Source organism: Exiguobacterium sp. s11 (assembly GCF_018619015.1).
GTDB classification, from domain to species: domain Bacteria; phylum Bacillota; class Bacilli; order Exiguobacteriales; family Exiguobacteriaceae; genus Exiguobacterium_A; species Exiguobacterium_A indicum.
Window position 1 is genome coordinate 1,254,095 of record NZ_JACSNF010000001.1, and the last position, 22,371, is coordinate 1,276,465.

Here is a 22,371-nt window from a genome sequence, read left to right on the forward strand (position 1 = left end):
TTCTATCAAAAGCTTATTGTTTATTGAATTCAAGAACGACAATTGTTTTTCCTTCATATATTGATCGACCTTCATAACGAGAGAGTTTCGCGAATTCAAACAAGGTTTCAGGTTTGTATAAGTAATCGATTGCATAGCTTACTTTTTCTTCGCTACCTGATTTTAAATACGCATTAAATAAGAGTCGTTCGCCATCTACATGATGACCAAAGAACATTAAAGTATCATGTATCCGTCGAGTCGAAATGGACTGCTCTGATTCTCTTAGATAAGGAATATCGTGCAACGAAACGAGCAGTTTTCCATGTACACCTAAAAGTTGACGTATGTTCCGAAAGAATAATAGCAGTTCCCCACGGTTGTAATGCATGATGGTCGTACCAGGAAGAACGATCCGATCAAAAAATTCAGGACCTACGACGTCTGTCACATCATGGCTCCAGCCATATACTTTATGACGGTACGGTGTATCGATTTGATGTGTCCGAATCATTTCTGACTCGATCAAATATAAATCGTATCCTTCATCAGATAAGAGATTAAAGAGTTTTGGATCGAACGTGCCGTAAAACAGAACCTTCTCTTCTTTTTGTAGATAGCGTCGATAAAACGTCAATTCATCAATTTCTGTGACTTGCTTCGCTTCTTGATACAGTTGCCCAAAACGTTCATCCGCATAAACGTGATCGAGTACTTCAACACGTGAATAGCTTCCCTTTCTTAAAAATGGACCAAATAATACGTCACTCATGATACATCAACTCCTTATAGTATCGAATCGCTTCTGCATAGTCTGCTCCAAGTCGTTCTGGTAATACATCAAATTGTTCTTTTTGATCAGCTTCAAGAATCCACAAAAATGCTTCGTTCGTTTCGAATAGTTGCATCGATGTTAAATCGAAAGCGAAATACCCCTCTTCGTTTTGAATACCAATCAACGTGAGTGGACCGATACGTCCAATCGTTCGTGGTAATTCTAAATCTGAATAGGGTGTAACAAATCGACTTTCACCTGAAAATGATCCTGCGAGTTGATAGAGTAACGGAAATAACTCGAGTTCCTTTGGTGTGGCCATTGCCTCTAACTGCCCTGCTCTTTGCTCAACCATTAGAGAAATGTCCGAACTCAACCGATCGGTTTTCTGACGATCCGCATAGATACCATCTTCAAAGAAAAAAAGACGATATGAATTTTTCAATCCAGCTTGTGTCGCATAATCCAATATACCGGCGAATCGTTCGTTTTGAATCCACCCGGTATCCTTCCAGCGCTCCAACTGACGAGCGAGTTCTGCCCGAGATAAAACATCAAGTCGTGTTTCAAGCGGAGGGGACAAGGTATCAACGAAAGCAAGAAGGACTGGCGTCCGACTCATTAATTCAATGATTGGTAGATCGTGACGCATCGGATGATCGAAATACACGATACTATTCACTGTCATCGATGTGAAAAAAGATGCCGGAATACGATTCAACAATGAGCTATCTTCGATATAGACATGCCGCAACGGTTGCGGTTGGAATAGTGAAGCATATCGATGAACGCCCGTCATCAAAGACAATAACTCGTTTTGAACGATGGGAAGTACTAACTTTTCATCCTCAAATATGAGAGGTAGTTCCAAACCATTTAGAAAATCGGGTTGTCCAAATACGATATCACCTTCCGCTCGAATTAAATGAAACTGAACGTGAAGCATCTGCTGCTGCAAATAAGCAACCAGTCGTAATGTCCGTTCTCCTTCACCTTGTAGAATAAAAAGATAATGCTCATATTCTTGAAAATCCATATAATCCAGTAAATCCTCGAACGTATGCATGTCGTAATCAAAAACATCTAAAGAAAAACGATGGGTTTCACAAAAGTGTCTCATCGCTGAAGAGGGACGTGAGCGTTGTAACCAACCATCCTGTTCTGATACGATCGTAATTCCTATCATGTGATTGCTCCTTTCTGATGAAAATCATGCAAAAAGGACTTCATCCCACATACGAATGAAGTCCTTAGAATGATTCAAGCAGTCTTGTTTCTATCTTTCTTAGACTTAGCAATGGTTTGATCCATTTCCCGATGAGCCAAGGGGGCGACTGAGACGGTAGCAGCATTGAGACACCAAGCGCAAGAAGTCATGTTACGTCGCGTTTCTTTTAAGATGAGTGTCATGGGTGTACCCCTTTCTGAATCAAATACGGCGGGCGATGAAACATTGATATGAAATCAAGTAAATCTATGGTATCCCTTTGCAAACACTTCTATAATAGAAATGGATACTGAGTAACAGTTCAATTTTCATGAAAGGACGAGGATCCAATGGATCATTTCACGTCACCGCAAATCGGTTTAGCGTTACGTCGTCTCCGAAAAAAACACAACTTGACACAAAAGGACTTGGCAAGTGGAATCTGCAGTCAAGCAGAAATTAGTAAGATCGAGAGTGGTACACATTCGCCAACAGTTGAGTTGTTATATGCGTTATCAAAACGATTACAAGTTTCAATTTCTGCTTTTTTAGATCCTAATCGTCAACAAGATTCACTTAAGACGATCGACGAAGATTTATTATATCGCTTTAGAAATTTAGATTTTGAATCTATCTATAAAGAGAGTCAAAAGATTTTAAAGCAGCATGATTCTTCTTTTGAATATGTCTTACTCTATAAATATTACTATTATATTTGTTCATATCGGCTTCAAAAAATCGATTATCGAACCTGTATCGTAGAGCTCCAAAACTTATCAACAGAATACCTAACATCTCACTATTCGCCTAATATGTTGATTCGTATTAAATCAGCTATTGCGAATCTATACTCTGAAAATAAAAGTTATCAACACAGTATTAATGTTTATGAGGAAATCCTAAAATTAAACTTTGATAGTGATGATTTAGTGACTGAAAAAATCAGAATCATGTATAATTTTTCTAAGATTTTATTAGAGTTCTCAAAAAATGATCAAGCTTTACAATTAATTGATGAAGCAATCGAAGAAAGTCTTAACTTTAAAGATATGTCTCTCCTAGGGCAACTGTATTCCCAAAAAGGAGATTGCTTAGAGAGACTAGGTGCTTCGAAAGAAGGTATACTTGATGCGTACGATAAGGCGTATTTTTTGTGTGATTTGCTCAATATGAATCACTATAAAAAAATTATTGTTTCAGTGCGAAATAACTATTTAAAAAATATAAGTGAATCGATTGAATAATTACGCCCGCTTCGTAGCGTATTCTAATGGAAGACGTTCAATCGCTACGTCACGCTTGACTGAGTACTCAAGTGGTAAACGTTCGATCGCTACGTCACGTTTGACTGAGTACTCAAGTGGTAAACGCTCGATTGCTACGTCACGTTTGACTGAGTACTCAAGCGGTAAACGCTCGATTGCTACGTCACGTTTGACTGAGTACTCAAGTGGTAAACGCTCGATTGCTACTTCTTTATGATCAAGTTGATTTGCAATGCCAACTCCAACAGTAGCAGTCAATGAGAAAGCAGCAATTGCTAAACTTAATTTCTTTTTCAAGTTCATATAAATAACCTCCTAATTTTTTTCGGCTGGCTTTGTAACAACATCATATATCCTTAGACCCCCTCTAAATATTCGAATACGAATATTTATGTTATTTTACACATTATTCATTATAACCATTACTTTTGACACGTATCATATGTCCTGAATACTGTCCTTTTTTTACAAACTATCCATCAAAGTGTTGAATTTGTGTATGAAAATAGATTCTTTTGAATATTCCATCGCTTTATTTTTTCAAATCTAAATAAAAATGCTCGTTCAACTCATTAGAGTCGAACGAGCATCTTTATTTAGATGATTGTCGTAACGCAATGACGTAAAAGATACCGAGTACTACAATCACGCCTAGTAGTATCGAACTAATCGTCGTCCGAGTCGATGTATCGGGCATCCATATCCCAAGTCCTAAATTGATTGCTGCGATGATTAGGACGAGCCAAACAATTGTACGTGGTCGCATATCGATCTCCTTTCCATTCTGCCTTCCCATCGTCGAATATGCTATGGTGGAAACAACGAAGGAGGTTCTTTCATGAATAGACTTGCTGTATTTTGTGGTTCCAAAGATGGTGCCGATTCACTCTTTCGAGAGGCGGCAGGAAAACTCGGTCAAGCGCTCGCCGCGCGCGGCATCGGACTTGTATATGGAGGATCACGCGTTGGAACGATGGGCGCAGTCGCAGATGCTACGCTCGCTGCTAAAGGTCAAGCAATCGGTGTTCTTCCCCACTTTCTTCAGGAAAAAGAACTTGCGCATCCTGGACTAACCGAACTGCATCTCGTCCACTCGATGCATGAGCGAAAAGCCAAAATGTCAGAGCTCTCTGATGGATTCATCATTCTTCCGGGTGGTCCAGGAACGATGGAAGAATTTTTTGAAGTTTTCACTTGGGCACAGCTTGGACTTCATGAAAAGCCATGTGGTGTACTGAACATTGATGGCTACTATGATCCCTTGATTTCCCTATTCGATACGATGGAACGGCAAGGATTCTTGATTCCCGAACACCGTGCGATGTTGATCGTCGAGTCAGATGCTGAACGTCTTTTAGAACGCTTTGCAACGTATGAAGCACCGCGCGTCAAAACCTATATGGATCGTTCACAAACCTGATGAAAACGGAGTCTTGAACTCCGTTTTTTTTGATTACATTTCTTGATTTGCGATGATTCCTTCTTTTTCCACTCTCCTTTAGCATTCTTCACTCCTTTTACTAATTCCTACTTACATGATATAAAAAGCCAGATACCGATTGGTACCTGGCGCAGAGAATCAAAAGAAATTTAAGATTGCGTCGCTGAGATTCACCAAAGATGGCGTCTCATCAACGACCATTAAGCTTCCTGCTGCAAGTACAAGAATACCTAGCGCAGATAAGATCAATGCCGGATGTTTGATGTTTTCCTCTGAATCCGTATTTTGTTTCCCGGAACGGGCATTAGCCGCCTGTGCTTTTAAACGGTCACGCCGAAATTGATGTTGCTCCTCTTTCGACCATTTTTTATATTCCGCAAGAAACTTTTTATATTCCGGTAAGACATCTTTGGTTGTTCCGTCGAGTCGTACTTGACCGTATTCGAGCCAAATGACGCGTTCACAAAAACTCTTGATTTGTGACAACGAGTGACTGACGAAGATGATCGTCTTACCTTCATCCTTGAACTCATTCATCTTATCGATACAACGATTATAGAAGGTTTGGTCACCAACGGATAGGGCTTCATCAACGATTAGAATATCTGCATCGACATTGACGGCAATCGCAAATCCGAGTCGAGATTTCATCCCACTCGAATACTTCTTGATTGGCTGATCGATGAAATCACCGATATCCGCGAAATCGATGATGCCTGGCATCCGACGCTCGATTTCCGCATCATCCATCCCAAGCATGAGACATTTCAAGCGAATGTTCTCTCGCCCTGTCAGGACATTCTTTAATCCTTGTGAGACGGCGATGATCGCGACTTCACCATTAATGGCGACGTCTCCTTCGTTTGCATAGATGATTCCTGAAATCAAGTTCGAAAGTGTAGATTTACCGGAACCGTTGATTCCGACGAGTCCAACGACTTCACCCGAGCCGATTTCAAGCGAGATATCTCGCAGTGCAGTGAATGTTTTAACGCTCTTGCTTTGATTCTTGAACAAGAGCTTGAATTTTTCTTTCGTAGTCGTAACCATGTCGAAGCGTTTCGTGACATGGTCGAGTTTAATCATAGACATGGCGATTTCCTTCCCTTAGACGAGCTCAGTGAATGATTTACGGAACTTGATATGCAAGAATGTTCCGGCTGTGAACAAGAGGAGCGTCACACTCCAGAAGTACAGTCCAGTTGGCCATTCCTGCCAGACCCAATGTCCTCCGAGCAGACTCGCCCGGTATCCCTCGACGAGATAGTAGACCGGATTCAGGCGAAGGACACCGTGCAGGGCGTCCGGGAACCGCTCAATATTCCAAAGAATCGGTGTCATATAAAAAAGCATCCGCATCATCGATTGCAAGAAGAGCTGAATATCTTTGACGAGCGTAATGAGCGTTGAAAAACAAAGTGAGAATGCGTAGACGAAAATGTATGTCGCAATCATGTAATAAGGCAACTGAAGTAGTTTCCATGTAATCGGAATCCCATTTGCGAGGATGACGATGAATACGATCACAAGCATTGCGAAGTGTTGATACATCCGTGACAAAATAACGTATGACGGAATGGCACTCATCGGGAAACGCATCTTCGTCACCATCGCAAGTCGACTATTGATCGAGTTCGATCCACGTAATAAAGCGTCGTTGATAAAGAACCAAACGACGATCCCACAGAGAAGCCATACGATGAATGGAATGTTTCCATCGACATTTTCATTTCCCCGAAGACCGACACCAAAGACGAACCAGTAGATGAAAATTTGGAGACCCGGATTGAGGAGTTCCCATAAGAGGCCAAGGCGTTGTTCTGCGTGCGCGGACTTAATTTCATATCGCGCGAGCCGGCGAATCAAAGGAAAGTTTTCAACCTGTTCCCGGATGATACTTTTCATTTCTTTCAACATAAGTGTAAGTTCCTTCCGATTTCATGGTGCATGTATTTGTAATTCAATGAATTCTGGATCAAATTCAAACAAAAAACGGGTTCTGTCCGCGATTCCTCAAACGAACATTCCTCCGATCGACATGATATATCATGTCTAATTATCCATCCCTCCTCGTTTATCTTTCAATTGTGTATACACGAAGTACACTTAATCAATTCTAGCCATCCGTAAAAAGCGTGTCAACGTATAGCGTGAACCGACACCAAACTGTAGCTTTCCCGTTGAAACAAAAAAATCGACAAGGACTCCTTGCCGATCCATTCACAGGATTAGGTATGTGTAAAGTTAGGAAATTCAATTGTCGTCGGTGGAGAGGCGAGCCCCCATATAATCAAGATTCCCATTATACAAAGTATACCTACGAGTAGACTCCTACGTATCTTTTCATCCATTCGTACTCCCGCCTCCCCATCGCATATTTTTCATATAGTAAATTATACATTTTTTTGAAAATGTTTACTACGCGATTCTCTCAAAATGAGGACAATTTCCTACAATCTATTATAATCTACGTTTCTTTTGAAGGAGGAACAAGATATAATGTAAGCGCAATCATTTATCTTTTCTTCTTTTAGGTAGAAGAAAACAAACGACTTGCAAGAGTTGTATTGTCGTCGGACCTAAGAATTTACGCATTTTACAAAAGGTTCATGACACGATTGTCCGTTAAGCATTTATAGTAGAAGAAGAGGTTACCGATCGCTGGTTGACCTCATACTATCTCGAGGGAGGATTTTTATTTATGTACAAATCAAAACCGCTTTACGCGGCAGCAGTAGCTGTCGCATTGACGACATCGGCAATCGTGCCGGCTGCACAAACGACCGTATCTGCTGCAACACATGTCAAAGTCAAGACGGTCAAATTGAAGTCTCTCACTTTCACGAAGGGTGAGCCTGTTAAACTTCCGGCTACATACAAGGGAGAAAAAATCTCATGGGGTGCATACAATAAGCACATCTTCAATCGCTACCAAACGGTTCATGGCACATATGGTAAGAAAAAGCTCCCAATCGAAGTAAAGATTCACGTCGAGAATTATGTGATCAAAATCATTGAGTCCGTTAAGGAACAAATGATTTCAGTCGATCAAAAACCAGTCCTTCCTAAAAAACTAGCTGTTCTTTACGCTAACGGCAAAGTCTACGATAAAGAAATCAAATGGAGCAAAGTTGATACGAGTGAGTCAGGTACTTACTATGCGACAGGTAGCTTGACGCATAAAGGCAAGACGGTCACGACAAAAGCAAAAATCATCGTCCGTGACATCAATACAGATGATTTCAGCCTTGCCTTGCTCCATACGAACGACACACACGCTGCACTCGATAACGCTCCAAAACGTGCGACTGTCATTAAAGAGCGTCGTGCCGCTTACCGCGCCGAAGGTACACCGTCGCTTCTTCTTGATGCTGGTGACGTCTTCTCAGGATCACTCTACTTCAACGAGTTCAAAGGACAAGCTGATCTCGAACTCATGAACTACATGAAATATGACATGATGACGTTCGGTAACCATGAATTTGATTTGGGTGACCAAGATCAAGGTGCTGCTTTACAAGCCTTCGTTGCTGGTGCGGACTTCCCATTCATTACAGCAAACGTTGATTTCAGTAAAAATCCACTCTTTAACGGCATGCAAAAGAAAACAATCACGTCTGGTCCGGAAGATGGACGGATCTACCAAGGTGTCATCAAAAAAATCAACGGTGAAGAAGTTGGTTTCTTCGGCTTGACGACAGAAGAAACAGTTGGTATTTCAAGCCCTGGTACGATTGCATTCTCAAACTATATCAAAAGCGCTCAAGCGACCGTTGATAAGTTCAAAGCACGCGGTATCAATAAAATCGTTGCGTTGACACATATCGGTTACGATGATAATTCTGAAATTGATAACGATCCATTGCTTGCACAAAACGTTGATGGTATCGATGTCATTATCGGTGGTCATACTCATACGAATCTTACTAAACCAGTACTGATTCCTGCGAGTGAAGAAACAAAGAAAAAAGAGCCTACAGTCATCGCCCAAGCTTCTCAATATAGTGAATTCCTTGGAGATGTCAACGTAACGTTTGATTACAAAGGAAAAGTCAAATCATACAGTGGTTCGACGATTGAAGTAAAACCGTATGCAGCAGATCCTGGAGCCGCTGCTATTCTCAAACCTTACGCGGATAAAATTACAGCAATCAAAAACCAAGAAGTTGGGGTTAATATTGTATCTGCCCTTCCAAACCCACGTACTGGTGGCACTAACACAGTGAGCGTTCGAAATAGTGAAACAGCTCTCGGAAACTTAATTACGGACGGTATGCTTGCAAAAGCGAAATCAATTAACCCAGAAACCGTCATCGCTGTTCAAAACAGTGGTGGAATTCGTGCCGCGATCGATGCAGGTCCACTTACAACTGGTGAAATCTTAACTACTTTACCATTCGGTAACACACTTGCACTCGTGACAATGAACGGTTCACAACTTAAAGATCTCTTTGAAATCAGTGTTGGACTTGCACCACTTGAAAATGGTGGATTCTTACAAGTATCAGGTATGAAACTTGAGTACGATGGTTCAAAAGCGAAGGGACAACGTGTTACGAAAATGACGATTACGAAAGATGGCGGTGTAGAAGAGCCCATTGATCCAGCCAAAACGTACACAGTTGCTACAAACGCTTTCACTGCTAAAGGAAGCGACTTCTTGACACCATTTGAAGATGCGTATAAATCAGGACGTGTGAAAGACCTCGGTCTCTCTGACTGGGAAACATTCCGCGACTACGCGATTTCGAAGAAAACAATCGATTATAAAATTGAAGGACGTATCCTTAACGTGGATCCAGCTCTTCAAGGTAAATAAGTTCATAAAAAATGCTCCTTCCCGATTTCGGGAGGAGCATTTTTCTTATAACGTTTGAGACGTATGTTGCTTTAACAATCGAATGATGTCGTCTAATTCATATTGCTGTGCCAACATCAAAGGCGTCAAACCATCCTTATTCTTAATCGAGACGTCTGCCCCTTGTTCTAGCAATACTTTCACGGTTTGAACGCCTTCCCCTTCCACCGCATGATGTAAAGGTGTGTACTTTTGATCATCAAGCTGATTGATGTTTTCACCGTTCTTTAAATACAGTTCTACTAATTCATTATTGTTACTATATACTGCTGTGATGAACGGACGTTCTCCGAAGTCATTGATTGCGTCCACATCACTTCCCTGCTTAAGTAACGTATCAAAGATTTCCTTCAGTCCTTCACTTGACTTGCGATACCCTAAATAGTGAAGTGCTGTATCACCATCTGCATCCACGGCTTTCATATCTCCGTCCGGTAACTCCTTCTGAACTTCTTCCAACGTACCTTTTTGAATGGCAGCCATCAACTTCGTTTCCTGCAATCCATTCGCCTTTGATTCATCCGATGAGGTGACGACAGCTTTTGCGGTTTCATTTGAAAACGAAACGTTCTGGACACTCCAGCCAATCAAAACGAATGCTACTATACTCGATGCTACCAACAAGAATCGAACAGCATGCTGCCCAGTAGGAGTCTCGCGTGACATCCAGCCTAATTCAATCAATCGTCTGTCTGTCGTCGGTGTCGTGTAGACCATTTCGCTAACGACTTCAGCTAGCGTAATCTGCCTCTTTTCAGCTAAATATGCTGTTACATCGATTTCATTGATCAATTGGTGCCGTCCGTTTTCTTTTAGAATACTCTGCATGACACTATCTGGATCGTCTACAAGATGCATGGCTTGACGATCCCGGTATAAGGATATAGTTCGTAAATAAGCCGGTCTTAAAAATGGAATCCAACTGCCTAATAGTAATGCGAAACGTTTTTCCTCGTCATTATGCTTCAGACGAAGCAACTCCCGAACTCGTTCGAACTCATTTCGCTCCCGCATGGCTTTCTCTGGTAAAAAAAACACGTTCGTTCGAAACAGACTCACGCCTCTAATCGGCGATACGTCGTCTCCGACGATATAGATGCGTGGTGTCTTTAAATTCAAACGTTCCGATAACGACGCGATATCATGATATAGTTCCGGAAAACGATATTCGGTTACCTCAATGCCTTCTTGTTGCAATCGGATCACCGAGGAAAAGAGTCGCAATATTTTCCAGGCGAGCCAGACAATCGTTAGCCCCATTAAGACAAGGCCCAAAGCGCCCAGTTCAAAAGACAGGTAGACCAGTGCCCCTACTGTCGCAATCGCATTTAAAAACAAAAGCCAGAAGTATATTTTTCCTTTCATGCCAGTCCTTCTTTCTATGTGTCTCTTCTCTTTATTCTTTAGTTTAGAGTAACATTTTCAATTTTGTCGTGCCTATATTTTTCCATTCCTTACTCTTTATCGGTCAACTTCTTGTGATTTCAAAGCAAAAAGCACCTTATCTCAAAAAAGATAAAGTGCTACAGACTTAAAGTGATGACGGTTTTGGTTCACGCAGGAGATGCTTGATGTCCTGGAACGTGACGAACGTCTTATTTTTTGCATCGTACAGTTTATAACGTAAGGATTTTAAGCTAGAGAACAAACCGATCGTCGTCGCCTTTTGAAGCGGTGGTGTCGAGACGTGTGCTTTCTCTAGATGATAGTTCGGTACACGCGGACTCAAGTGATGGACATGGTGGAAACCGATGTTTCCTGTCACCCACTGTAATACTTTAGGGAGTTCGTAATATGAACTACCTTCGATCGCAGCCTTGACGTAATCCCATTCGTTTTCATCTTCAAAGTAGGAATCCTCGAATGTATGCTGGACATAAAATAACCAGATACCAAGTACGCCTGCTGTGAACATCGTTGTCCCTTGGATGATCAAGAATGCTTGCCAGCCAATCCAGTAAATTAAGAGACCGTACAAAACGATCAGTGATACGTTAATCAGATATGTGTTAAGACGCTCTTTCTTCCGTGCGTCTTTCCGGTTGAAACGACTTGTCACCAAAATCAACAGCAACGGACCTAGCCCGAACATGACGAGCGGGTTCCGATAGAGTCGATATTTCAATCGCGTCCATTTCGATGACGCAATGTATTCTTCGATTGTCATTACCCAAATATCACCGACGCCCCGCTTGTCCAAGTTACCGCTTGAAGCGTGATGAATCGCATGTTCTCGTTTCCACTTTTCGTATGGAAATAGCGTTAGCACACCTGTAATGGTTCCTACGATTGCATTCGCTTTTTTGTTTTTGAAAAACGAACCATGTGTACAATCGTGGAAGATGATGAACATCCGCACGACGAATCCCGCAGCGATCATCGCAAGCGGTACTGCGAGCCAGGCTGACACGTGAAGTGCTTGATACGCCAAAAACCAAATGATGAGAAACGGCAGGATCGTATTGATCATCTGTCGGATGCTGGCCTTGATGTCTGCCTTCTCAAAAGGCGAGACATGTTTGCGCAGCTGTGCGATTTTTTCTTTACTCATGTATTACTTCCTCCTCGGATTGTTCCAGCGTTCACGACGCTAATGATGATGATGCCTAAAAAATGAAAGAATTGAGCGGCGTACGTGACGATGTCCTCGGAGATTCGAACGTAATCATGCCCATATTGATTAATCGCTTGAATATTTTTAGTACCAAGTAATGATATCATATCATATATTTTTCAGGATTTTGATTTATTAGAAAAGTTTTTTTAAAAATAAGGCTGACAAAAAAGAATGACACGTCTTTTCACGCCCTTTCCTCAGGCGAGACTCAAGTCAGTTTTCCTGCCTTATTCAGGCATGAAATTGGGGCTTGTTTGTCCCTGATAGCGCAAACATACGCATTTTCCTGTAGGAGTGGCGTATGACGCGTCACTCTTTTTGTTATGAGGTAAAGGTGACAGCTCATCACTCTGCCACCCTGACCTTTGTAGAGAATGACTGTTGAGTCAGCCTCACTGTCATGTATTAGACAATTGGCGGTGACACCAAGATTTGTTCAGCGTTCCATTTTAATCGATCGACGACATTCGCTCCAGACCACTGTTCAATCTGTTGATACGCCGGCATAAGATGAAGATGGTCTGTTGCTTTTTTAGCGTTGGATGCGATGAAGTGTACCCATCCTTTTTGAACGGCACGCTGACAAAATAGTTTCTTCTCTTCTCCGTGATGACCGAGAATACTGTGTGTCGCCAGTTGACAACGCACGCCCTTTTCAATTAGCTGGACTAGACGTTCAGGATGCTCGAGAAGTTCTGCGTTATCTTCCGGTTGCGCAAGGATTGGCAAATACCCGTCTTCGATTAATCCCGTCATGATTTCTTCCGTATAGACCGGTAGTGGATCGTCGGGGCAATCGATTAACAGATAGGCGGTATCCGCTAACGTCAAGACGTGCCCTTGGTTGACCGCATCACGCAATCCGAGTGTCAAACGCGTCTGTTGTCCCGGATAGACAAGGACAGGAATCTGTCGCTGGGCCAGTAAAACATTCAGCTCTGCTACGATCAATTGGACTTCTTCTGCTGTCGCATGCGTCGCATATGGTGTTGCGATGATTCGGCGCACCTCTTCCGCAGCAGCACGCCGTGCCATGCGGATCGTTTCTTCGACATGAGTCGCTCCCTCATCGATCAACGGCAAAAGATGATTATGAATATCGATCATCAACGTTCCCCCTTTTCTCATTCGTCGTCCCATAAAAAATGATATCATAAAAGGAAACGGAAAATTCATACATATCCTGACGTTAGAAGGAAGGAGGATGCCTTATGCATCGCGCCTTATCCGCTTTACAATTCTATACCTCTCACATGGAAGTTGATATCAAGCGTCTCCATGAACGAATCCTGCTGTCCTTGTCTTCCTCTTCTTCGCTTCAGGCGACCTGCCTTCATCTGACAGGGATAGCACCCTCGCGACCGTTTCAGCAAGATACGGTTCGTCCAGAAGAGTGGCAACGATTTTTGGACGGTCATCCACACGAGAGCATCGCCGACTTTTATGGTTTCCTTACATCTGTTCCTTTACTAGATGAAGGAGACGAGATGCCGCTCGAACAGACGACGCCCAATGCAGTACCGAAAAAGCGAGTCTTGTCCTGGCGACTCGTCCTCCTCGCGCTCGCTTGCTTCTGTATTGGTGCGCTTGCTACATGGGGATATCAGACATGGGCGAAGAAAGACGTAATCTATCATTTCGTCTCCACGAAATCGAGTCCGATTTATCGTCATCCTGATTCCTCGACCATTCTTCAATCCGCCGACTTTGGTGATGCATTCCCTGTCCTCGATATCGTCAAGGATCGTGCGCGTATCCAGCTCCCTGACCGGACGCAGGCATATATGAAAGCGAGCGACCTATCCGAAAAAACGATTGGTTCCATGATGACGGATCAGGCGTTGTTGAAATGGACGGACGCATATATGACGCTTCCGAAACAAACACGAGCGACCGATCTATTGGATGATCCCGCTACGACATGGGTCGGTCTCGGATCACCGAAACAGAAAATCAAAACGGCTGTAGATGAAACATGGACGTATGAGTCATTCACCATACACCTCATCGATGATCGCGCATACGCCATCGATTGGAAGAGCCCACGCCTTTCCCAAAAAGAGTTAGCGCGTCTTGGGACGTTCCAGCGAACGAATACAGCGGGACGACTGCGCATAAGTACCCATTATCAATTACAGATCATCGAGTCCGAGTCGCGTATTCAGCTGATTCGTCTAACAAAACGGATGTAAAGCAAAATCAAGAAAAAACCGCTCTTTTTATGCTATTATTAGATAAATAATGGAATTTAACGGAGGGTATCCTATGAACATTTTAGTAACAGGAGGCGCTGGCTATATCGGCAGCCATACCTGTCTCGAACTGCTACGAGAGGGTCATGAAGTCATCGTCGTCGACAATTTAAGTAACAGTCATCGGAGTGCCCTTGAACGTGTCGAACACATCGCGGACCGGACGGTCACATTCTATGAGTCGGACGTGCGGGATGAATCGGCACTCGAACGGATCTTCCAAAACCATTCGATTGATGCTGTCATTCATTTTGCCGGTTTAAAAGCGGTTGGTGAATCGGTATCACGCCCGTTGTTCTACTATCAAAACAACCTGATCAGTTCGCTCGTCCTACTCGAAGTGATGGACCGACATGATGTCAAAAAACTTGTCTTTAGTTCATCTGCGACCGTCTACGGTGTGCCGGAGACGACACCAATCACCGAATCTGCTCCGCGCTCCGCGACGAATCCTTATGGTGCGACGAAACTGATGATCGAGCAGATGCTTGAAGACATCGCGTTCGCTGATCCGACGTGGGATATCACATTACTCCGCTACTTCAACCCGATTGGTGCCGATATGAGCGGTCTGATCGGTGAGGATCCAAACGGTATTCCGAACAACTTGATGCCATATGTGACACAAGTTGCTGCTGGAAAACTCGATACGCTTCAAATTTTCGGAAATGATTACGATACGGATGATGGTACGGGTGTCCGCGATTATATCCATGTCGTCGACTTAGCGAAAGGACATATCAAGGCACTCTACCATGATCATTCCGGGATCGAGGCATTCAATCTAGGAACGGGACAAGGGACAAGTGTGCTTGAACTCGTCGCGACGTTCGAAGATGCGACGTCTCTGCAAATCGATCGAAAGATCACGGCACGACGTCCGGGTGATGTCGGATCGTGTTATGCGGATGCTTCAAAAGCAGAACGCCTCCTCGGATGGAAGGCGGAGAAAGACTTGTATGATATGTGTAAGGATGCTTGGCGCTGGCAATCTAAGAATCCAGACGGGTATCAAAAATAATAGGTAGGATAAATCATTTTACCTGCAATTAAAAAGGGCGATCCACTTCCGATACGAATTCGGAAATGGATCGCCTTTTCAAATTAACCTACATACTATTGATCTCCTCAAAAGAACCTTTAACCGCTTCACATCCAGGAACGATTCAATCGTTCACTCCATCGTGTAAAACGCATCGAGCGTGGCGGTAACACCATCCGACAAAACGTATGGTAATCAATATCCGAGACATAATGGATGAGTCGCATGAGCGCAAACGCAAACGTCAAAGTTGATCCGATCGCGAAGCTGAGACCGTATCCGGAAAAACCGAACGGCGCGATCAACAAAGCTAAAATCCCATTAGATAAGAAGAACACGCATGAAATCCATGCCGCTCCTTTTTGATCTTCAAAATACAGTAACAAGAGGGTCAAGACGAGAACCATCGCATTCGAGAACGCACCGATCGTCGTCATTTGGAAAATGCTGATCGTTGCTTCAGGTAATGCGAGGTAACCGAGCAATGTCGAGGCGAACAATAAGGTGAACAGCGTAAACAATCCTTGATTTCGAAACAGTCGTTGTAATTCCTGTCGTAAGACGAGTAACATCGCGTCCCGCGCTTTTTCAACTTGATCCAGCGTTCCGCCCTCGTTCGCGTATCCATAGAAGATGCGATACCGTTCATAGAAACGCGTCTCGACGGAAACGACGAAGATCGTCATCGTCGGGATGACCGTCAAATAGGATAAGAAGATCGCCGTATCGTATAACGGATGATAACGGAATGTCCCGAGATGAACAGCACCGCCGTCAGAGAACCAGATGACCCAGTTCCCGACCCACACCCCGATATTGTAGAGAAAACTCGTCCAAAAGAGCGCCGGGTAACGATCAAAATAACTCAAGTAGGTAAACTGATTTTTCGTCCCGCGTTGCGGGAACGTCAACAACATCGAGGTGAATAGACCGAATAACGTGATGACCATGCCGAATGTGAAACCTGCCGTTAAGGCAAGACTTGGTGTCACGATACCCGTTACATACTCCATCAGATACCGATCAATCAGTAAGACCGATCCGACAGCTACGATACCGCCAATCAAAAAGCTGTATGCGACAGCCTGATAGAACTTCGCGGCACTTAAGAATAGGAAATGCACCCAGATCAAATTGATCGTCATGAACAATATGAAGATCAGCCCGTTCAACAAGAACGGAAGTTTTGAGAAGCTGAGGAAGATGAGAAAGGCGATACTGCCTAACGCCATCGTCATCTTCGTCATACCTAGAAATGCAGGAAACAGATCTTCATATCGTTTCTCGTAGAAACAGTCTGCCAAATAGCGCGTGACGACGAGTTGCTGAATACCGAGCAACACTTGTGAAAAAATGAAGCTGTATGAGACGACCAGATTGAAGGTCGTCCGTTCTTCAAAAGAAGCAATCGACAGGAACGTCGTCAGCCACTGGGTCACAGCGATCGTCAAGATGACGATGAGCCATGGACCGGACGTGACGAGTCCAGCGAAAGCATATGCCTTTAACCGAGATGAGAAATAGTCCTCTTGAAACAATTTTTGAAGCTTAAACCCGATGCCCGCCATACGTCACCCCCCTCTCTTGATACAATGTTTGATACTCCGAGATGAAGCGGTGCGTCTGATAATACGCAAGCGCGCGTTCTTTCCCATTTCGTCCAAAGCGAATCGCCTCTTCCGGATGTGACTGGAACCAGGCACACCGTTCTGCGATCCGGCGAGGATTGACCGGTGGCACGACGAATCCAGCCGGACCGTAAGGATCATCCTCACGTCCGTTGATCAGCTCGGAACACGCACCGACATCAGTGACGACCCACGGTATCCCTGCAGCCATGCCTTCTAGGACAGCCAGTGGTTGACCTTCGGAAATACTCGTCAACAAGCAGACATCAAATGATGGCAGATAGCTCCGGATATCGACCTTTCCGACGAGTTTCACACTCTCTGATAGTTCAAAGAGATCGATTTGTTCTTGGCATTCACGGGCGTATTCCGGATCCTCTTCAAGCGGACCCATGATCGTCATTTCAAATGGAACGTGCATTTCCTGTAAAACCTTCGCGGCATGGATCATCGTCTTGATGTCCTTGATTGGAACAATGCGGACGATTGCGCCAATCCGGAGTACATCTTGCTTTGGAGTATGTCCTAACGCAGCAAGTCCTGTCGCATCAATTCCATTCGGGATGACGCGAATTTTTTCGGCAGGTGCTCCGAGTTCACGCTGCAATTCACCGTTTCGGTCAAAGAGCGTGATGATATTGTCCGCCCCAGCGTAGGCTTCGCGTGATAAGTGATGGAAGAACTGCACCCAGTGCATGCGGTATTCTTGTGGAATCCACATCGCTTGGACGAGCTCCTCTTCTCGTTCACGGGAGTAGATCCCGTGTTCCGTTAGGACGAACGGAACGTGTTGGCGTTGTTTGATCGCCGCTGCGACGAGTCCCGCATATCCCGTCGACGCGGAATGGATCAAATCGACGGTCGGTAAGTCGGCTTGGAGCAGTTCCAGAACAGGCGCATACATGCTACGCCACATCCATAAATAATCGATGAAGGAGCCAGCTTGTCGTTCTTCCCGGTAACTCGTCTTGACGAGATCAAAAAAGAGACGACTTGAGAAAAATTGCGTCGATGTTCCGATCGCCTGACCGAAGAGTGGGAAAATCGACGTGTTCGTCGCTTGGAATCGCATCCATCGTTTGATATCCTCTTCCTGCTCCGGCGTCAATATCTGTTTTAGCGGACGCGTCTCATGGGTTTGATCGAGTGGAAGGTTCGTCACACCAACGACGTTCGCGGGAAGCGTGTAACGGAACTCTGCTTCCGTCATGCGTGTAGGTGTGATCGTGATCAGCTCGAACTCATGCTCTGTCATTTGTTGAATCAGCATATGTGCCCAACTAGCGACGCCACCACTGACATAAGGGTAACTCCCTTCTAACACTAAACCAATCTTCATTGGGATCCCTCCAGTACCGGTATGCGCGCGAAGTTCTTCTTGAGTTCTACTTCGTATAAATCGTCCGCATCTCCAAGTTTTCGCACTTGCCCGTACGCGAAGGACCCGGTCGCTAGTTTTCCTTCATTGACACGAACGACCATCTTCGAAGGAAGGAGCATTTGACTACCTGAAATCTCAATCGCTGTTTTAGAATAGCGAACATCGATTTTCGATTCTTGATACAACTTCATTTTTTTGTAGCCATCGTACTGCGTCATGCTCTCGAGATACGGATAATCCGTATGGATCGTTTTGAACATCTTTTCAATCGAACGTTCCATCGTCGGCCACCCTTGCCCTTTTGAGCGTCGTTCATCGAGAACGTCATCCGGGTGGATGAAGTGCGAGACAAGTCCGAAGTTCGCGACGGCATCTGCTAAGACAAACATGTCTTCAGGCGATTCATTGTATCCGCTTGTGATTCGGGGGAAGTTATAGAGATTCTTATGAATCGGATCTGGCTCAAACTCTTGGATGTAACTTCCTTTTGACGGGTCTCCGATATAAAGAGACGCGATGATCATTCCATCCGGAAACGCCTCATTTAAGACGGATAGACCGGTCGGACCAATGATGTTCGAAGGTGGTACATAGCTGCGCAATTGCTCGTTCGGGAAGAAATACTGATGTGCCACTTTTACTTCCTCAATACCTTTCATCATTTGAGAACGATCGTCCCATGTGTTATAGCCAAGTCTTGAATCCATCGTCTCCCCATTAACAATGAGCGGTTGGTGGTTATATCCATGTAAACCGAGCTCTCCACCCATCTTCAATAATCCGCGTCCGAAGTTCAGCATCGGAAAACGAATGTTTTCAATCAACTGCTCTTCCGTATCATCGATGGCGTTCTTATAGCTTCCGATGATGAATCCGGAATAAATGACATCCTGTTCCTTCGCGACCCGTTGCATGTCTTTCCACCACACTTCTGCAAAGAAATCTTTAACGGTCAAATCATAGTTTTTCTGAATCGCTGGATTGGAGGCATCTGGTACGGGTGCCGGGAAATCATCGAAGTGCGCTAGCTTCACAGCGACTTGCTGACTGACGAATGTCGGAAACAGTAATGACAGGGACTGGACGAGTAGACCACGCGAGTTTTTTTCGAGTAACGAAGAAGTATTCCAGAACAAGACCTCTCCTTTTCCGTATTCATGGGTCCATAAAATCGGATTCCCATCAGCCTCGATTTTGACGTCGGCATCTTTTAACGTCACATCCGCAATACTATGGACAAACAAAGTAGAAGTCTTCGGTAAATCGATATACCCGGGAAATAAATCTTTTTTGAATGTCATCCCGTTAACATTCTCTTTAAAATCACCAAAGCGTTCTACCCCTACTAAGTCGCCCCATTTCGGATCAATGAAGCGACCGGCGATGTACAAGCGACCGCCTTGTTGGACGAATTTCCGAATGGTCTCGTACGGCCATTCTTTCGTATGTTCACCAGATAAGACTAGTACGGTCCGGTCACTCGGTTGAAGCATCTTGATGTCTGATGTGCGAATCCGTTGGTGATCGATTTTCGCATATTTCAACGCGTACGAGAAATTTTCGATTACACCTTTCGATAGATCGCTATCGTTTTGAAGCAGGTAGACACGAAGTGCTTCCCCTTTTGCTTCAGTCGTTTTCGTGTTTGCTGTCTCGAATGAACGGACCTTCGTTTTTTCAGAAGGAATCAGTCGATGTGGATAATCGAGACGAAACAGCTGTACGATGCCCATCGTCACGAATAAGACGACAAATAATCCAATGAGATAGCCATAAGGTTTCTTATTCATTGGTCTCCTCCTTCCAAACGTTCCAATATGAAGCGATGCTCTTCTGGAATATCCTCTTCTGCTACTGTTGTTCTTAACTTATGGAGCACCGGACCGATCGAAGTCCAGTCCTGCCGTTGAAAGTAATAACGAATCAACGCTAAATATCCGTCTGGCAACGTCGGATGGATCTGAATCATCTCTTCGTAGAAGGAAATCGCTTTTTCCTCTTCTCCTTGACGTATCGCCATTTCCGCTTCCGCTTCAATCCGGACGAGATCCGTCGGATAGAGAGCGCGCATTTGTTCTAGCACGAGGTGAAGTCGCTCATCGAGTCGACCGATACCGCCTTCATCTAATAGACCACTGTCGAGGAAGGTTTTACATTCCTGAATGAACAGATGATACGTCGTCACGTCTACCGGATTGAGTTGTTGTTCCCGTAGCCGAAGATTTGCTTCATAACGGTCAAATAAGGAATTTCGGACCGTCGCTGCGTAGTGGACGGTTTCCGAGTCATCATGATCAAGTCCGTATTGCAAATACTTCCCAGTCTCCTTCAAGGACGATGTCGTCAAATGAATCATCGATTGCTTCCGGCGTTTCGCATCCATGTTCAATGCCTCCTTGATCGGAACCATCTCCATATTGTCTGCAGCTTGCTGTTGAAGTCCTTCGAGATTCATCACGTCGAACTGCACATATTCATCGTAATCCAGTAACGTATCGGAAGAAGTAAAACGACGGGAAATCAGATAAGCCAGTCCCCCTAGTACTTCACCGAGAAGTGGTAGGACGGCACTGAACAAGCACACGAACGTTAAGATCCCTCGCTCTTGCTCTGGCAATCGAAAGACGAGTACACGATAAGCCAATACGATGAGTAAAAGATGAAGTACATAAAGCATGAGCAGGAGTGCCGTCATTGGACGCGCCCTCCTTTTTGAACGTACACAGCCTTGATTCGTTCGAGGAATCGGTTCGCATGTTCTTGAGGTGTTCCGGGTAATAAGAATTGGAGGTGCTCCGTGTTTTCATCAAAACCGATCAGGTCGATTTCACGCATCGATTGCCGCAAGATCAATTCCAGTTCAATCAGAGAAAACGGTGTATTGCGAATATCAAGCTGTACGAGGCTATACGGCTGACCATAATGCTCGCGTCGATATTCTTGGTATTTCACTTTCTTCTCGAAGTGCTCCCGTTTGAAGATACGCGTGCCTTCAATCAATTCATGACGCGTCTCGATCCATTCCATCAGCATCGCTTTCTCGATGCGCGACCCTGTCCAATCGACGATCAATTGCATGACGTGCATCTCATAGTTCGTCAAACGTTCGAAGGCGATCGATTGAATGACGACGACTTCCTGGATGCGTCCGTCATAACGGATTGGTGCAATCAGTAACGGGACATCTGTCTCATCAATTGTCCGGATGGCAATCGCCTGTTTCTGGAACATCCGTTGATAGATGCCTTGTTCCGGATCGATGAACATCGTTTGCGGCAACAGTTCCTTATCACCAAAACGAATATGCAAACGAAGCGTACGACGTGACGCATCAACGTGATAGATCGCGATTTCCTTCGCATCGAAGGAATCCTGTAAGATTTGCAACAGCTTATCGCGTACGATGTCCGCGACGGATTGATCAAGTTCTGTCCCGATCCGGTAAATGTTCGTCAACGTGTGATTGGATTCAAGCACTTTGTTACGCATTGCCTCTTGCGCAACGCGCAATTTTTCGAGCGTATCGCGCAACCGTTCGTTCTCTTCTGTCACTTCCTCTTGTCGTAAGCGTAAGGATAGATAACGTTCTTGGAAAGAAGTACTGAACATGCCGCATGAAATCGCGACTAAGAAGTGCAAAATGATCCATGACAATTCGCCACGATCATAAACGAAGAGTAAGACGTCTTCTCCCGCCCAGGCGAGAGAACTCAGGTGATAAATCATCGTAAACAGAAAACTCGCGAATGCTCCGAGGAGTCCATAACGGAGAGAAAAAAGTAAAATATAAAAAATAAGCGGATCAATCGTCCATTTTAAGATCGAAAGGTTAAACATATAGTCTAAAGTGCCGATAATAAGAATACTAACGATCATCTCAATCCACTTGATGCCTTGCCGGTGCTGAGTATATATCATTTTATTCA

The 22,371-nt window shown here is 44.3% G+C and carries 19 protein-coding genes; 5 read left to right on the top strand and 14 right to left on the bottom strand.

Annotated elements, in window-relative coordinates; all coding sequences use genetic code 11:
• Positions 1-13: 13 nt before the first annotated feature.
• Positions 14-751, bottom strand: a complete 738-nt coding sequence (locus tag KNQ12_RS06655; protein WP_035396050.1) for a class I SAM-dependent methyltransferase — start codon at positions 749-751, stop codon at positions 14-16.
• The gene (locus KNQ12_RS06660; protein WP_035396048.1) at positions 744-1,940 is read right to left on the bottom strand and encodes a hypothetical protein; all 1,197 of its coding nucleotides are present in this window, start codon (positions 1,938-1,940) and stop codon (positions 744-746) included. The genes KNQ12_RS06655 and KNQ12_RS06660 overlap by 8 nt, the downstream gene beginning before the upstream one ends.
• Positions 1,941-2,311: 371 nt before the next feature.
• Here KNQ12_RS06660 and KNQ12_RS06665 point away from each other — a divergent pair, with 371 nt between their 5' ends.
• Positions 2,312-3,205: a helix-turn-helix domain-containing protein gene (locus tag KNQ12_RS06665; protein WP_023469411.1), complete on the top strand. Its 894-nt coding sequence runs from the start codon at positions 2,312-2,314 to the stop codon at positions 3,203-3,205.
• On the opposite strand, the gene KNQ12_RS06670 is transcribed toward KNQ12_RS06665, so the two are convergent.
• Together KNQ12_RS06670 and KNQ12_RS06675 are read right to left on the bottom strand one after the other, a co-directional pair.
• Positions 3,206-3,529 (bottom strand): hypothetical protein, encoded by a 324-nt coding sequence (locus KNQ12_RS06670; protein ID WP_214746975.1) that lies wholly within the window; start codon positions 3,527-3,529, stop codon positions 3,206-3,208.
• A 289-nt stretch (positions 3,530-3,818) separates the two neighbouring features.
• Positions 3,819-3,992 (bottom strand): hypothetical protein, encoded by a 174-nt coding sequence (locus KNQ12_RS06675; RefSeq protein ID WP_023469413.1) that lies wholly within the window; start codon positions 3,990-3,992, stop codon positions 3,819-3,821.
• Positions 3,993-4,064: 72 nt separating this feature from the next.
• On the opposite strand from KNQ12_RS06675, the gene KNQ12_RS06680 reads away from it, so the two are divergent.
• A complete protein-coding gene (locus tag KNQ12_RS06680) occupies positions 4,065-4,646 on the top strand; it encodes an LOG family protein (protein ID WP_023469414.1) in 582 nt (193 codons plus the stop codon).
• Between the two features lie 159 nt (positions 4,647-4,805).
• On the opposite strand, the gene KNQ12_RS06685 is transcribed toward KNQ12_RS06680, so the two are convergent.
• Together KNQ12_RS06685 and KNQ12_RS06690 are read right to left on the bottom strand one after the other, a co-directional pair.
• A complete protein-coding gene (locus tag KNQ12_RS06685; protein WP_214746978.1) occupies positions 4,806-5,759 on the bottom strand; it encodes an ABC transporter ATP-binding protein in 954 nt (317 codons plus the stop codon).
• A 15-nt stretch (positions 5,760-5,774) separates the two neighbouring features.
• Positions 5,775-6,572 (bottom strand): ABC transporter permease, encoded by a 798-nt coding sequence (locus KNQ12_RS06690; RefSeq protein WP_235147601.1) that lies wholly within the window; start codon positions 6,570-6,572, stop codon positions 5,775-5,777.
• Positions 6,573-7,368: 796 nt separating this feature from the next.
• On the opposite strand from KNQ12_RS06690, the gene KNQ12_RS06695 reads away from it, so the two are divergent.
• A complete protein-coding gene (locus KNQ12_RS06695) occupies positions 7,369-9,486 on the top strand; it encodes a 5'-nucleotidase C-terminal domain-containing protein (RefSeq protein ID WP_214746982.1) in 2,118 nt (705 codons plus the stop codon).
• Positions 9,487-9,531: 45 nt separating this feature from the next.
• On the opposite strand, the gene KNQ12_RS06700 is transcribed toward KNQ12_RS06695, so the two are convergent.
• The 3 genes from KNQ12_RS06700 to KNQ12_RS06710 all read right to left on the bottom strand — a co-directional run bounded on the left by KNQ12_RS06700 (position 9,532) and on the right by KNQ12_RS06710 (position 13,249).
• Positions 9,532-10,890, bottom strand: coding sequence for an ankyrin repeat domain-containing protein (locus KNQ12_RS06700; protein ID WP_214746985.1), 1,359 nt, complete (start codon positions 10,888-10,890; stop codon positions 9,532-9,534).
• Positions 10,891-11,056: 166 nt separating this feature from the next.
• The gene (gene desA / locus KNQ12_RS06705; RefSeq protein ID WP_214746987.1) at positions 11,057-12,076 is read right to left on the bottom strand and encodes a Delta(5) desaturase DesA; all 1,020 of its coding nucleotides are present in this window, start codon (positions 12,074-12,076) and stop codon (positions 11,057-11,059) included.
• 471 nt (positions 12,077-12,547) lie between these two features.
• Positions 12,548-13,249 carry a tyrosine-protein phosphatase gene (locus KNQ12_RS06710; protein WP_214746990.1) on the bottom strand — a complete coding sequence of 234 codons (702 nt, stop codon included), beginning with the start codon at positions 13,247-13,249 and terminating at the stop codon, positions 12,548-12,550.
• Between the two features lie 104 nt (positions 13,250-13,353).
• Between KNQ12_RS06710 and KNQ12_RS06715 the strand changes: the two genes are divergently transcribed.
• Positions 13,354-14,334 carry a hypothetical protein gene (locus tag KNQ12_RS06715; RefSeq protein ID WP_214746993.1) on the top strand — a complete coding sequence of 327 codons (981 nt, stop codon included), beginning with the start codon at positions 13,354-13,356 and terminating at the stop codon, positions 14,332-14,334.
• Between the two features lie 73 nt (positions 14,335-14,407).
• Entirely contained in the window at positions 14,408-15,415 is a 1,008-nt protein-coding gene (gene galE, locus KNQ12_RS06720; RefSeq protein ID WP_035396028.1) for a UDP-glucose 4-epimerase GalE, read from the top strand.
• Between the two features lie 128 nt (positions 15,416-15,543).
• Here the strand turns inward: galE and pelG are convergent, their stop codons facing one another.
• Genes pelG through KNQ12_RS06745 form a run of 5 tightly spaced genes read right to left on the bottom strand, consistent with a single transcriptional unit; the run spans position 15,544 to position 22,363 of the window.
• Positions 15,544-17,004 carry an exopolysaccharide Pel transporter PelG gene (gene pelG, locus KNQ12_RS06725; protein ID WP_055969159.1) on the bottom strand — a complete coding sequence of 487 codons (1,461 nt, stop codon included), beginning with the start codon at positions 17,002-17,004 and terminating at the stop codon, positions 15,544-15,546.
• Complete coding sequence (pelF, locus tag KNQ12_RS06730; RefSeq protein ID WP_214746996.1) at positions 16,985-18,403, bottom strand: GT4 family glycosyltransferase PelF; 1,419 nt, start codon at positions 18,401-18,403, stop codon at positions 16,985-16,987. Before pelF ends, pelG begins: the two co-directional genes overlap by 20 nt.
• Positions 18,400-20,235, bottom strand: coding sequence for a DUF2194 domain-containing protein (locus KNQ12_RS06735; RefSeq protein WP_214746999.1), 1,836 nt, complete (start codon positions 20,233-20,235; stop codon positions 18,400-18,402). Before KNQ12_RS06735 ends, pelF begins: the two co-directional genes overlap by 4 nt.
• Positions 20,232-21,140, bottom strand: coding sequence for a hypothetical protein (locus KNQ12_RS06740; RefSeq protein WP_214747002.1), 909 nt, complete (start codon positions 21,138-21,140; stop codon positions 20,232-20,234). Before KNQ12_RS06740 ends, KNQ12_RS06735 begins: the two co-directional genes overlap by 4 nt.
• Positions 21,137-22,363, bottom strand: a complete 1,227-nt coding sequence (locus KNQ12_RS06745) for a GAF domain-containing protein (RefSeq protein ID WP_214747005.1) — start codon at positions 22,361-22,363, stop codon at positions 21,137-21,139. Before KNQ12_RS06745 ends, KNQ12_RS06740 begins: the two co-directional genes overlap by 4 nt.
• Positions 22,364-22,371: the final 8 nt, after the last annotated feature.

Excerpts from the sequence above, each read along its gene's own strand:
- KNQ12_RS06655 (WP_035396050.1), bottom strand. The coding sequence starts at position 751 with ATGAGTGACGTATTATTTGGTCCATTTTTAAGAAAGGGAAGCTATTCA.
- KNQ12_RS06660 (WP_035396048.1), bottom strand. The coding sequence starts at position 1,940 with ATGATAGGAATTACGATCGTATCAGAACAGGATGGTTGGTTACAACGC.
- KNQ12_RS06665 (WP_023469411.1), top strand. The coding sequence starts at position 2,312 with ATGGATCATTTCACGTCACCGCAAATCGGTTTAGCGTTACGTCGTCTC.
- KNQ12_RS06670 (WP_214746975.1), bottom strand. The coding sequence starts at position 3,529 with ATGAACTTGAAAAAGAAATTAAGTTTAGCAATTGCTGCTTTCTCATTG.
- KNQ12_RS06675 (WP_023469413.1), bottom strand. The coding sequence starts at position 3,992 with ATGCGACCACGTACAATTGTTTGGCTCGTCCTAATCATCGCAGCAATC.
- KNQ12_RS06680 (WP_023469414.1), top strand. The coding sequence starts at position 4,065 with ATGAATAGACTTGCTGTATTTTGTGGTTCCAAAGATGGTGCCGATTCA.
- KNQ12_RS06685 (WP_214746978.1), bottom strand. The coding sequence starts at position 5,759 with ATGTCTATGATTAAACTCGACCATGTCACGAAACGCTTCGACATGGTT.
- KNQ12_RS06690 (WP_235147601.1), bottom strand. The coding sequence starts at position 6,572 with ATGAAAAGTATCATCCGGGAACAGGTTGAAAACTTTCCTTTGATTCGC.
- KNQ12_RS06695 (WP_214746982.1), top strand. The coding sequence starts at position 7,369 with ATGTACAAATCAAAACCGCTTTACGCGGCAGCAGTAGCTGTCGCATTG.
- KNQ12_RS06700 (WP_214746985.1), bottom strand. The coding sequence starts at position 10,890 with ATGAAAGGAAAAATATACTTCTGGCTTTTGTTTTTAAATGCGATTGCG.
- desA (WP_214746987.1), bottom strand. The coding sequence starts at position 12,076 with ATGAGTAAAGAAAAAATCGCACAGCTGCGCAAACATGTCTCGCCTTTT.
- KNQ12_RS06710 (WP_214746990.1), bottom strand. The coding sequence starts at position 13,249 with ATGATCGATATTCATAATCATCTTTTGCCGTTGATCGATGAGGGAGCG.
- KNQ12_RS06715 (WP_214746993.1), top strand. The coding sequence starts at position 13,354 with ATGCATCGCGCCTTATCCGCTTTACAATTCTATACCTCTCACATGGAA.
- galE (WP_035396028.1), top strand. The coding sequence starts at position 14,408 with ATGAACATTTTAGTAACAGGAGGCGCTGGCTATATCGGCAGCCATACC.
- pelG (WP_055969159.1), bottom strand. The coding sequence starts at position 17,004 with ATGGCGGGCATCGGGTTTAAGCTTCAAAAATTGTTTCAAGAGGACTAT.
- pelF (WP_214746996.1), bottom strand. The coding sequence starts at position 18,403 with ATGAAGATTGGTTTAGTGTTAGAAGGGAGTTACCCTTATGTCAGTGGT.
- KNQ12_RS06735 (WP_214746999.1), bottom strand. The coding sequence starts at position 20,235 with ATGAATAAGAAACCTTATGGCTATCTCATTGGATTATTTGTCGTCTTA.
- KNQ12_RS06740 (WP_214747002.1), bottom strand. The coding sequence starts at position 21,140 with ATGACGGCACTCCTGCTCATGCTTTATGTACTTCATCTTTTACTCATC.
- KNQ12_RS06745 (WP_214747005.1), bottom strand. The coding sequence starts at position 22,363 with ATGATATATACTCAGCACCGGCAAGGCATCAAGTGGATTGAGATGATC.